The sequence below is a fragment of the Natroniella acetigena genome, assembly GCF_023227745.1.
Classification (GTDB): domain Bacteria; phylum Bacillota; class Halanaerobiia; order Halobacteroidales; family Halobacteroidaceae; genus Natroniella; species Natroniella acetigena.
In genome coordinates this window covers 1-12,596 of sequence record NZ_JALKBX010000066.1, presented here as the reverse complement: position 1 = coordinate 12,596, position 12,596 = coordinate 1, and the positions used below count along the sequence as shown (strand labels likewise).

The window sequence follows — 12,596 nt, the reverse complement described above, 5'->3', positions numbered from 1 at the left end:
TGATATTAAGCAATAAGATTTAATAAAAGAGATGAATTTTCTCTATCCATGGAGAGTCTTGTTCTTTAAGACTCGAAGGGGTACCATTCTTTAATGTTATTAATTAATCCTAACTTAGAGATAGTACCTTTACGTTTTATCTTTCTTGATCGACCACGAAGAGTTTTTGGTCTTTAAAACTCGGAGAGGCACTAATAAAATCAATTGACAATGTACAATTGATAATTGACAATTAAGCTCATAAAGAAATTAAGTCTTTTAATTGTAAATTGAATAAAATTCTAGTGGTAATAGCGGAGGGGCAACACTCGATCCATTTCGAACTCGGCAGTTAAGTCCTCCAGCGCCGATGGTACTGCAGGGGCAGCCTTGTGGGAGCGTAGGTCACTGCTAAAATTCTAATAAAGCATTTAATAATGAATATTTAATAATTAATAGTTAAAATTCAAGAGCATAAAAAAGAAAAGTTATTAAGATTTTGAAGTTTGTTTTTAACTATTCAATGTTAAATCTTAAATATTAATTAAATATTTGGAGGGGTTCCCGAGTGGCCAAAGGGAGCAGACTGTAAATCTGCCGGCGACGCCTTCGAAGGTTCGAATCCTTCCCCCTCCACCATGTATGCGAAAGTAGCTCAGCTGGCAGAGCGTCTCGTTGCCAACGAGAAGGTCGCGGGTTCGAATCCCGTCTTTCGCTCCATTTTATTTTAAGAAATCAACCTTGTTATCTAGTAGATGGCAAGGTTTTTTATATTATGTGGTGAAAAAAGAGGAGTTTTAGACTAATTTATTGAAATAATACATAGTTGTTAGATTAGTTTTTAAAAGCTTGTGGTGGAGGTAATAGAATTGAGTGAGGAAAAGTTTTCTAATAAAGCTAAAGCTAAGGTTAAAATCTTAGGAGAAGAGTATGTAATCAAAGGTAATGAGTCGGCAGAATATATTTCAAAATTAGCTTCTTTTGTTGATGAACATATGCAAGAAATAAAAGAAGCTAATTCATCTATTCCACGGAATAGAATTATGGTTTTAGGTGCTATGAATTTAGCTGATAAACTCTATAAAATTCAAGATGCGTATAAAAAATTGGAAAAAGAGTATGCTAAAACCAGGAATAATTATGAAGAGGTGCTTGCTGAATATAGGGGATTAAAGGAGAAGTATCAAAAGGTTCAAGAAGAGTATAATCAGTTTTTAGAGTTAGTTGAGAAAGGAGAACTGGATTAGTGGAGTTTAATTTAATTGATGTAATAATCTTCAGTTTTTTTCTTATCCTTATGATTAAGGGATATCATTTAGGATTAATTAAGCAAATAACATCATTCTTAGGGGTAATATTAGGTGTTTATATTGCTTTGGAGCAGTATGGTATTTTTGCTAATTTTATTATCGAGCAATTTAATTTAGAACTTAAACTAGCAGAAATTATTTCTTTTTTACTAATTATTGCAGTTGTGAGTTTTGTTATTAATTATATTGGTTGTCTTTTAAATAAGTTTTTAGATATTATTCTCTTATCTTTTGTTGATAATCTAGCAGGAGTAGTTATGGGGTTTTTTAAGGCATTTGTAATTAGTTATATTTTAGTCTTGATTTTAGAAATGATACCATTAGAAATAATAGAACGACAGTTAGAATTATCTTATTTTGCCCCTAAATTGTTACAATTAAGCCCTATAATTGAAGAAAAGATAGTTGAATTTTCTCAATATTGATCTTGGAGGAGCAAAGATGAATAATTTAAATGTTAGTTTAGTTTTATCTAATATCTCTAATTTGTTAAAAATCAAAGGAGAAAATAAGTATAAAGTAGCTGCTTATGAAAAGGCTAGTAAGGTAATTAAAGATTTAGAGGCTGATATTAAGTGTTTGGTAGATAAAGAAGAGGTAGATTCTTTGCCGGGAATTGGAGAAAGTTTAGCTGAAAAGATAAGTGAAATAGTTTTAATGGGTAGTTGTAATTGTTATCAAAAACTTACTGATGAATATCCTGTTAGCTTGATTACTTTACTTGATGTTTCTGGTTTGGGTTTTAGTAAGGTTAGAAAAATTTATAAAGAATTAGGAATTGATAATTTATCTGATTTGAAAGCTGAAGCAGAGTCAGGACAATTATCACAGCTATCCGGAATAGGAAGTAAGACAGAAGAAAAGATTTTAGAAGGTGTTAATAGATTACTGAAAAATAGAGGGAAGGTTGATTTAGGTTTTGCTACTGAACTAGCAAGAGGAGTAATGGATTATTTAAGCCAGTTGAAATCAGTATCTAAAGTGAAAATTGCAGGACAAATAAGAAGAAAGTTAGAAGTAGTAACTGAGATTATACTGGTAGTGGCAAGCGATAACTTTCCTGAGGTTTTTGCTGAGATTAAAGAATTAGCTTTTTTTGAGTTGCAGGAACAAGAGAGTGGAGAAGTCCTTTTAATAGCTGAATCTGGACCAACAGTTCGAATTGTGCTAGCAAGTGAAGAGGAGTTTGATCTTAAATTATTTGAATGGACGGGAACTAGGAAGTATAATCAACAACTAAAAAAATTAATTAATTTTTCGAAACTAAAGGAAATAATTGCTCAGTTTCAAAGTGAAGCAGAAATTTTTAAATTGGGAGGGTTTCCTTATATTATTCCTGAGTTGAGGGATGATTTAGGCAGTTTGGAACAAGCACAGCAGAATAACCTTCCTGATAGTGTAGAGTTGGACGCTATTAAAGGGGATTTACATATGCACTCTCAATGGAGTGATGGAAGATATACAATCGAAGAAATGACTAAAGCTTGTCAACAGAGGGGTTATCAGTATTTGGCTATTTGTGATCATAGTAAGTCCTTACAGGTAGCTAATGGTTTGAGTGTGGAGCGGTTAAAAAGGCAAGCAGAAGAGATTGATAGGTTGAATCAAAAACTGGAGATAACCGTCTTAAAAGGGATTGAAGTTGATGTTTTAGAAGATGGATTAGATTATGATAATCAAGTCTTAGAGGAATTAGATCTTGTAGTTGCTTCTATACATAGAAAATATAATAATTCTAGTACTACAATTATGGAGAGGATTTTTAGAGCGTTAGAGAATCCTTATGTTGATATTTTGGGGCATCCTACTGGACGTTTGGTCTTAAAGCGACTGCCTTATGGGGTTGAGATGGAAAGATTAATTAAAAAAGCAGTTGAAACAAATACTATATTAGAAATTAATTCTGCACCCAAGAGATTAGATCTCAATGCTGAACATGCTAAGTTAGCTAAAAGATTAGGAGCGAAAGTTGTAATCAATACGGATGCTCATCATGTTAGACAACTTGATAACTTAGAATATGGAGTAGGGATTGCTCGAAAAGGATGGTTAGAGAGTAAGGATGTAGTTAATACATTTAATTTGCAGGAATTGAAGGAAATATTAAAAGTTAAATAATAAACTATAAAGGAGTTGTAATTGTAATAGTGAAATTAGGAAAGTTCAATCAAGGAGAAGTAATAAAGCGAACAGATTTTGGAGTATATTTAGATATTGATGATGAAGAAGTATTGTTGCCATTAAAGTATGTTCCTACTGGAACTGAAATAGGGGATCAGTTAGAAGTATTTATTTATAGAGATTCTCAAGAGAGATTGATTGCAACTACGTTGACCCCTAAGGCCAAAGTTGGTGAGTTTGCTTACTTGAAGGTTAAGGATGTTAATCGGGTAGGTGCTTTTTTAGATTGGGGTTTAGAAAAAGATCTATTCGTCCCTTTTGCTGAACAGGAAGGTAAGATGAAAGAGGGTAAAAGTTATGTTGTTGGGGTCTTTTTAGATCAACAGACGGATAGAATAACTGCTAGTCAAAGACTTGATAAATTTATAGAGCAAGAGCAGATAGAACTCAGTGAAGGAGATGAAGTAGAGCTCTTAATTTATAGATTTACTGATTTAGGTGTTAAGGTGATCATTAATAATAAATATTATGGTTTGATCTATAATGATGATCTTTATCGAGAGTTAGAAGTAGGTCAAGAGACTACAGGATATATCAAGAAAATTAGAGAGGATAACAAAATAGATGTCAGCCTAAGAAAGATAGGCTATGGTAGAATTGAAGATGCTAAAGAAAAGATTCTTAAGCAATTAGTAGCGGAGGATGGTTTTTTACCGTTGCATGATAAGAGTTCACCACAAGCAATTAAAGATAGGTTACAGATGAGTAAAGGCAGCTTTAAGAAGGCAATTGGTGGACTGTATAAAGAAAAGATTATAGATATAACTGAAGAAGGGATTAGATTAAAAAAATAGAATAAGGCATCCAACTTTAAAATTTAATTTATATTAAGTAAAGTTGAATGATAGTAACTAGTAATTAGTGACTAGTAAAAATAAAAAAAGAAAAATATTAAAAATTTTAAATTAAGATTAGATGTCTATAAAGAATGGAGGTTCTGCAATGAAATTAAATGAAATTTATCAATTAGCAGTGGAACTGGGTATGGATATTGATCCTCGAGATGAGGCTGAGGTGAAGAAGGTATTAAAAAAGGCAGAAGAAGAATATGCTGAGTTAGATGAGGATGAGAAAGAATTCTTTGATCAAGCCAGTTTAGAGAACCCTTATCCTGATACTAGGATTTTGACAGGAGATGAAGAGGCAGAGATTGAAAGGGTCTTAATGGGAATTGATATTGATACAGGTGAGGTTTTGCTAGCTGATAGATTGACTGAAAAAGGGACGAAGATAGATGCTGTAATTGCTCACCATCCAGGTGGTAAAGCACTAGCTGGATTACATGAAGTAATGCATATGCAAGAGGAAATTCTGCATGATTTAGGAGTGCCGATCAATGTAGCTGAGGGGATTATGGCTAAAAGGATTGGTGAGGTGAAGCGCGGTTTGATGCCTTTAAATCATAACAAAGCTAGAGATGCAGCTCAACTATTTGATCTACCGTTGATGTGTGTTCATACACCTTCAGATAATTTGGTTGTTGATTTTTTACAGGAAAAGGTTGATCAAGCTGAACTTGAGACTGTAGGAGATGTTGTTGAATTATTGAAGGAGGTTCCTGAATATAAAGAAGCAACTAAGTTAAAAGCTGGCCCTAATGTGGTTGTTGGGGATGAAAAAAGAAGTGCAGGTAAGGTAGTAGTAGAGATGACAGGAGGAACGGGTGGTTCTAAAAAAGTTTTTGAGAAGTTGGCCCAAGCCGGTGTAGGGACTTTAGTTTGTATGCATATTGGTGAAGAGCATCGTAAAAAAGCAGAGGAAAACCATATTAATGTAATTATTGCTGGTCATATGGCAAGTGATTCAGTAGGAATGAATCTATTTGCTGATCAATTAGAGGAGCAAGGTGTTGAGGTTGTTCCTTGTTCAGGATTAATACGTGTTAGTAGATAAAAGTCTTTAGGTACTAAAATAAAAGCCTCTAATCTAATTAGATTAGAGGCTTTTATTTAGATAAGGGGATGATTTAATTAATGGATAAACATGCAGTGAATGTTCTAGAATTTGAAAAAATTAAGGGCCAATTAAAAGAACACATTACATCTAAATTAACTGAAACCTTTATTGAAAATATAAAACCTGCTACTGATCCAGATTATATTACAGCTAGGCAGGAAGAGGTAACTCAAGCTAAGAAGATTTTAATTAGAGAAGATGAGCCTCCTTTGGCTGGGATTCGTGATATTCGTTCTTATTTAAAGAAGGTTGATAAGGAGATAGTTTTAGCTGGACAAGAATTATTAGCGATATTAAATACACTAATTACAGGTCATAGATTGAATAATTACTTTTTGAGTTTAGAGGATGAAGATGATGAATATTATAGGATAATAAAAATAGCAACTTCAATTGGTAGATTTAAAAAGCTTGAAAAGAGTATTAAATCTGCTCTTGATAATCAAGGAAATGTTAAGGATTCAGCCAGTTCTAAACTAAGGGAAATTAGAACTGAGATGAGAAGGATCAGTGATGGAGTTAAAGATAAATTAAATGCAATGATTAATTCTAATCGTTATCAAAAATATATTCAAGAGCAGGTAGTGACAATTAGAGAAGAGAGATATGTTATCCCTATTAAAAGGGAATACCAACAAAAATTTCCTGGAATTGTACATGATCAATCAGCAAGTGGTCAGACAGTATTTATTGAACCAATGCCGATTGTTAAACTTAATAACAAATTACGGCAGTTAATGTCTCAGGAGGAGCAAGAGGTTTATCGAATTTTGCAAGAGCTTAGCTTTAAAGTTAAAGCTAAGTTAAAGGAGATTAAAGATACTGTTCAAGTATTATCGATTTTAGATTTTATCTTTGCTAAAGCAAGATATAGCTTAGAATTAGATGCAGTTGAGCCATTATTAAGTCAAGAAGGGAATATTGATTTAACCAAGGCTCGTCATCCATTATTAGCTGAAGATGTAGTTCCTATCGATATTCATTTAGGTAAGGAGTTTAATACTCTAGTCATTACCGGGCCAAACACTGGAGGAAAGACAGTTACTTTAAAGACAGTAGGATTATTAACCTTGATGGCTCAATCTGGTTTGCATATTCCTGCTCTGTCTGGTTCTAAGATAGGGGTTTTTAATCAGATCTATGCTGATATTGGTGATGAACAGAGTATAGAGCAGAATTTAAGTACATTCTCTTCTCATATGAAGCAGATAACTAAGATTATTGATCAAGTAGAGGATGATTCCCTAGTCTTATTAGATGAATTAGGAGCTGGAACCGATCCAGTAGAAGGAGCAGCATTAGCAATGTCTTTATTGGATTATTTACATCAAAAAAATTCTAAGACAGTAGCTACTACTCATTATAGTGAGTTGAAGACTTATGCTTATAATAATCAAGGGGTGGAGAATGCATCAGTTGAATTTGATGTAGAGACATTACAGCCTACTTATAAATTACAAATGGGATTACCTGGTCGTAGTAATGCCTTTCAAATTGCCAGTAGATTGGGGTTGAAAGATGAAGTTATAGAGAAGGCTAGTCAGTTTTTAAATCAAGAAGATGCTAGGTTAGATCAAGTAATCAAAGAGATAGAGAGTGACAAAAAAGAGTATCATGATAAAAGGGAAGAAGCTGAAGAGAAGAGGCAGCAAGTTGATCAATTAAAAGAAGAATATGAAATAAAATTAAAGAAGTTAGAAGAGAGAAAAGAGAAAGAATTAAAGGAAGCTTATCGAGAAGCTAATAAAGTTATTAAACGGGCCCAACAACAGGCTAAAGGAATTATTGCTGAATTAAAGGAAAAACAGCGGTTGTCAGATCGAGAGATTGAAGCAGCCAAAAGCAAATTAAGAGAAGGAAGAAAGGCAGTTAAAGAAAAAGCTAATCAATTAGTAGAAGAAGCTAAGCAAGCACGCCAAATTCCCGAGTTAAGAATAGGTGATCAAGTTAAGGTTAGAAATTTAAATAAAGAGGGAGAAGTAATAGAGTTGCATTCAGATAAAAAAGAGGCGGTTGTGCAAGCAGGAATCATGAAGTTAACTGTTGATCTAAGGGAGCTAGAAAAAACTGAAGGCTCTAAAGAGAAGAATCAGAAAAAGACTAACGTTAACAATATTAAGGCAGCTAAATCTAGAAAGATCTCTCCTAAGTTGGATCTGCGTGGTCTAAGAGCAGTAGAGGCTAAAAATAAGTTGGATAAGTATTTAGATGATGCAATGCTGACAAATTTAAATCAAGCAGAGATTATTCATGGGAAAGGAACGGGTACGTTAAGGGAAGTGGTTCATGAGACATTGGAACGATATCCTGGGGTTAGAGAATATAGATTAGGACGACCTAAGGAAGGTGGAGCAGGAATAACAATAGTCAATTTTTAAACAAAAAAAAGGAGGGTCAATTGACCCTCCTTTACTTTATCTTAAAGTGTTAAAAAAATCTAAGATTCGATCTCTCATATTACTATCTTTTTCTTCAATTTCCTCATCATCTGGAAGATGTTCAGAACATTCTTCTTCTGGAATTGTTTTATAAATATAATTTCCATCGTCATCGGTTAATGGTACTTTTGTTTCAGGGTCGACCTTTCTGATCGGAACTCCATCTTGATCAACTAAGATTTCAGTTTCTACTTGATATTCTTTAGTTACTACTTCATCTCCAGGACAGTATTCAGTTGCAATAGCTTCAGTTTCTGTATTAATCTCAATTTCTGCAGTCTCTTTATGAAGTTCACAAGTTTCAGTAGGTTCTGTTCCTGCAATAAATAATTCATCAGTAATTGTGTGTTCTGGACAATAAGGGCCAGGTAATTGACCACTTTTACTATCGATTTCTTCGGTGATAATATCGTTAGGACGTTCAAATTCTTTGACTGGTCTTCCTTGAACTATATTTCTCATATAGTCGCCCCATAGTTTAGCAGCTTGCCCACTGGCGATAATTTTTGTTTTTGGGTTTCCATTATTATCAGTGATAATATTACCGTCAGCGTCTTTTTGTGGATATTCCATTCTTGTAGGTGAATCTTCACCTAGCCAGACACTGGTTACTAAATCAGGCGTATATCCGACAAACCAACCATCAGAATAGTTGGAAGTAGTTCCAGTCTTACCAGCAGCTGGTCTTCCTAAATAAGCTCTCCATCCAGTACCCCAAATGTCAGGACCTCTAGCAATAGCAGATTTAAGCATATCTGTTACTAAATAAGCTTCAGATTCCTCAAGGATGATATCTCTAACAGGAGGATTACTATAGATTTCGTTACCACGATTATCAAGAATTTTGGTAATTGCTATTGGTTCAGTCTTGATTCCTCCGGTAGCTAATGTACCATAAGCAGTAGCCATCTCTAATGGAGTGACTCCTTTGGTTAATCCTCCTAAAGCAAGAGATAGGTTTCTATCTTCAGGAATAATATTTGCAATTCCCATTTCCTTTGTTGTCTGAATTGTATTACTAATACCTACTTCATCGAGTAACCTAACAGTCATTACGTTAATTGAACGTGCTAATCCAGTTCGTAAAGTAGTTGGTCCTAAATATTGATCATTATAATTTCTAGGGATCCAGCTATCTCTTCCATCTAAATTAGTTTTATACTTTTTAGGTGTATCATCGACAATGGTTCCTGTACCTGCTCCATCCCTAATTGCCTGCGTATAGACGAAAGGTTTAAAGGCAGAGCCAGGTTGGCGATATGCTTGTGTTGCTCGATTGAACTTATCTTCCCCTCGACCTCCAATCATGCTCTTGATATAACCTGTATGAGGGTCAAGAGTGATCAGGGCCAATTGTGGTTGCTTCTCTCCTTGACCTTCCTGATTGCTTGTTGGAATTTCTCCAGATTCTATTGCTTGATTGACAGTTTCCTCAGCTTGCTTTTGCATCTCTAAATCTAAACTTGTATGAACCTCTAAACCACCAGTATAGACCTTTCTTGCACCAAACTGATCAAGCAATTCTTTTCTGATATGCTCAACGAAGTAAGGTGCTATATTATCGTTATTATCTTCTTCTCCTTGTTCAAGGTTAAGTTCTTCTTGTCTAGCTTCTTCTGCCTCTTGAGCAGTAATATAACTTTGTTCAACCATTCTGTGCAAGACTACATTTCGCCTTCTAATAGCTTCATCTGGATTTCTATAAGGAGAATAGTAATTAGGTGCCCGTGGTAAACCGGCAATTAAAGCAGATTCAGATAAAGTTAATTGATCAACATCTTTATTGAAATAGAAGTTAGCTGCACTTTGTACTCCATAGACGCTGTGACCTAAGAATATCTCATTCAAGTAAAATTCTAAGATTTCATCTTTGGTATATTTACGTTCGAACTGTAAAGCAATATACATCTCTTGTAATTTACGGGTATAAACTCGTTCAGGGGTTAATAATGCATTTTTGGCTAATTGTTGAGTGATAGTACTAGCCCCTTCAACTATAGTTCCATGGCGTAAATTCACACTAAATGCTCTTAAGATACCTCTGATATCGATTCCATAGTGGTTATAAAAACGATCATCTTCAATAGCTACGATCGCATTTTGTAAATCCTCTGGAACTTCCGATAAAGGGGCATAAATTCTGTCTTGTTGGTATAATCTAGTTAAAACTTCTTCTTCAGCAGTATAAACCGTTGTACTTTCAGCAGTCGTCCATTGACCATGTTCAGATATATCAGGGCTTTGATTGATAATCCAAGTTACAGTACCAATTACTGCTCCCATGCTAATAGCTATAAATAGTATAATTGCAATAATAATTAACTGTTTTAATTTTCCTTTAGTCATGCTACTTCCTCCTCTCTCAAATTATTATAACATAAAATTATCATTATATATAGTCGATTTCTGATTTGTTTGAGCTAGCATTTTCTATAATTGATATTAATACTTAGTTATGATACAATATGATATAATTAATACTACTTTTTAATACATTTATAATATTATAGACAGGAGGAAATAAGATGGAGAGTAGCAAAGAATTAGAAGTAATTAAACGTGGTACAGCTGAAATAATTGGAGAAGGTACATTAAAAGATAAATTAACAGAAGCTAAAAAGGAAGGACGAGCTTTAAAGATCAAGTTGGGTTTAGATCCATCAGCACCTGATATTCACTTAGGTCACACTGTTGTTTTACAAAAGTTGAAACAGTTTCAGGAGCTAGGTCATGAAATTTATCTATTGATTGGTGATTTTACGGGGAAAATTGGTGATCCAACTGGAAAGTCTGCAGCTAGAAAACAATTGACAGAAGAAGAAGTTAAAGAGAATGCTAAGACTTATGAAGAACAGATCTTTAAAGTATTGGATCCAGATAAGACAGAGGTTGTCTTTAATAGTCAGTGGTTTAAGGAGTTAGATTTTGCTGATGCAATTGAATTGTCTTCTAAATATACAGTAGCTAGAATGTTAGAACGAGAAGATTTTTCTAATCGTTATCAAAACAATCAATCGATCAGCATTCATGAATTCTTTTACCCTTTATTACAAGGTTATGATTCTGTAGCAATTGAAGCTGATGTAGAGTTAGGTGGAACTGATCAGAAGTTTAATCTATTAGCGGGACGTAATTTACAAAAAGAGCATGGACAAGATCCACAAGTTGTAATTATGATGCCTTTATTAGAGGGGTTAGATGGTGTTGATAAGATGAGCAAGAGTAAGGGGAATTATATTGGGATCAATGAAAAACCCCAGGAGATGTATGGTAAGACTATGTCAATGCCTGATGAGTTAATTGGACGCTATTTTGAGTTGTTGACCGATATTTCTTTAGAGAAACTAGCAGAAATTAATGAAAACTTAGCTAATGGCGAGTTACATCCAATGACAGCAAAGAAGAGGTTGGCCCGCGAGATTGTCAGTAAATATTATGATCAGGAAACAGCTGAAAAAGCTGAGCAGGAATTTAAAAAGGTGTTTAAAAAAGGTGATTTACCTGAAGATATTCCTGAAGTAGATATTTCTAGTCAAGATTTAGAAGATGGTCAATTATGGATAGTTAAATTAGTAGCTGCTACTGGTTTGGTTGATAGTAATAGTCAAGCACGAAGGATGATTAAGCAAGGAGCAGTTAAAATTGATGAAGAGAAGTATGAGCAGATAAATGTAGATCTTGAAGTTAAAGATGGAATGATTATTAGGGTTGGAAAACGTAGATTTGCAAAAATAAATTTAATCTAAAATCATGCACAGAATTACTCCTTGATTAATACAATAGTAGAGGGGTGATTCTATACAATTTTCTTTTAAAAACTTAGTTAAGTTGTTCTTTATTATAGTGATGATCCTTTCAATTATTATTGTCTTCTTAGTTGAGACTAAATTACAGCCAGGATTACATAATATTTACAAATCAGATGTGACAGGAATGTTAACGACTATTATTAATGAAGCCGTTAATGAAGAGACTGACACATTAAACTACCATGATCTGGTTTTTATTAGAACTAATCATGAAGGTCATGTAATTATGATGCAACCTAATTTACAAGCTATAAATGATCTTTCCTCCAATATTGCTGTAGGAATTCAAAGTATATTAGATAAAAGTCATAGCAGAACCGTTAAAATTCCTATTTTTCAAATTTTTGGGTTTGAAATTCTTTCGCGTTATAGTCCATTATTAACAGCAGAGGTTATTCCATATGGTTATGTGAAAACTAATATAGAAGATGAATTTCAATCAGCTGGAATTAATCAGACGAGACATAAAATTTATTTAGAAGTTGAAACTGAAGCAAGTGTGGTTGTTCCTTTGTTGGATACACAAGTTGAGGTAAGTACTGATATTCCATTAACTGAGGCAGTTATTGTAGGTCAAGTGCCAGAAGTTTATGTAGGTTTAGAAGAGGGCTTATTTGATAAAGGTGTAATTAGAAAAGGAGATCAATAAAATAGAGAGTAATAATTATATATTTATTGAGAATGACTAAAAGCAAGCGTACGCTTGCTTTTTTTGCGTTATCTTTAAGTATCAGTCTTATAGATTCTTTGTGGTTTAATCATAACTTAAAGTTGCTGATGGGTAATTTTGTTCTTTCATGTGTTAAATAGAAAGAAACTGGTTATAATATATATACAACTATAAAATGAAATGATATTACAATTATGGTGTGATCTGTTGCGATATGAAAAGTATCGCCTAGTATTGTGAAGACAATCTACAA

At 33.7% G+C, this 12,596-nt stretch carries 9 protein-coding genes, 2 tRNA genes and 1 rRNA gene; 11 read left to right on the top strand and 1 reads right to left on the bottom strand.

What is annotated here, in order from left to right; all coding sequences use genetic code 11:
- Positions 1–280 precede the first annotated feature (280 nt).
- The 9 genes from rrf (at position 281) to MWH25_RS11450 (ending at position 7,804) form a co-directional block, all read left to right on the top strand.
- Positions 281–396: ribosomal RNA gene (rrf, locus tag MWH25_RS11490) — 5S ribosomal RNA — on the top strand.
- Between the two features lie 137 nt (positions 397–533).
- Positions 534–618, top strand: a tRNA-Tyr gene (locus MWH25_RS11485).
- A 5-nt stretch (positions 619–623) separates the two neighbouring features.
- Positions 624–699: transfer RNA gene (locus MWH25_RS11480), tRNA-Gly, on the top strand.
- A gap of 149 nt (positions 700–848) precedes the next feature.
- Positions 849–1,226, top strand: a complete 378-nt coding sequence (locus MWH25_RS11475) for a cell division protein ZapA (protein ID WP_248627791.1) — start codon at positions 849–851, stop codon at positions 1,224–1,226.
- Positions 1,226–1,714 carry a CvpA family protein gene (locus MWH25_RS11470; RefSeq protein ID WP_248627790.1) on the top strand — a complete coding sequence of 163 codons (489 nt, stop codon included), beginning with the start codon at positions 1,226–1,228 and terminating at the stop codon, positions 1,712–1,714. The genes MWH25_RS11475 and MWH25_RS11470 overlap by 1 nt, the downstream gene beginning before the upstream one ends.
- Positions 1,715–1,730: 16 nt before the next feature.
- A complete protein-coding gene (polX, locus tag MWH25_RS11465; protein ID WP_248627789.1) occupies positions 1,731–3,407 on the top strand; it encodes a DNA polymerase/3'-5' exonuclease PolX in 1,677 nt (558 codons plus the stop codon).
- A gap of 29 nt (positions 3,408–3,436) precedes the next feature.
- On the top strand, positions 3,437–4,264 hold the full coding sequence (locus MWH25_RS11460) for a CvfB family protein (protein ID WP_248627788.1): 828 nt from the start codon (positions 3,437–3,439) through the stop codon (positions 4,262–4,264).
- 148 nt (positions 4,265–4,412) lie between these two features.
- Entirely contained in the window at positions 4,413–5,363 is a 951-nt protein-coding gene (locus tag MWH25_RS11455; protein ID WP_248627787.1) for a Nif3-like dinuclear metal center hexameric protein, read from the top strand.
- Positions 5,364–5,443: 80 nt separating this feature from the next.
- Positions 5,444–7,804, top strand: a complete 2,361-nt coding sequence (locus MWH25_RS11450; protein ID WP_248627786.1) for an endonuclease MutS2 — start codon at positions 5,444–5,446, stop codon at positions 7,802–7,804.
- A gap of 36 nt (positions 7,805–7,840) precedes the next feature.
- Here the strand turns inward: MWH25_RS11450 and MWH25_RS11445 are convergent, their stop codons facing one another.
- A complete protein-coding gene (locus MWH25_RS11445) occupies positions 7,841–10,210 on the bottom strand; it encodes a transglycosylase domain-containing protein (protein ID WP_248627785.1) in 2,370 nt (789 codons plus the stop codon).
- Between the two features lie 179 nt (positions 10,211–10,389).
- On the opposite strand from MWH25_RS11445, the gene tyrS reads away from it, so the two are divergent.
- Positions 10,390–11,610, top strand: a complete 1,221-nt coding sequence (gene tyrS / locus MWH25_RS11440) for a tyrosine--tRNA ligase (RefSeq protein ID WP_248627784.1) — start codon at positions 10,390–10,392, stop codon at positions 11,608–11,610.
- 52 nt (positions 11,611–11,662) lie between these two features.
- Positions 11,663–12,322 (top strand): sporulation protein YunB, encoded by a 660-nt coding sequence (gene yunB, locus MWH25_RS11435; RefSeq protein WP_345947257.1) that lies wholly within the window; start codon positions 11,663–11,665, stop codon positions 12,320–12,322.
- Positions 12,323–12,596: the final 274 nt, after the last annotated feature.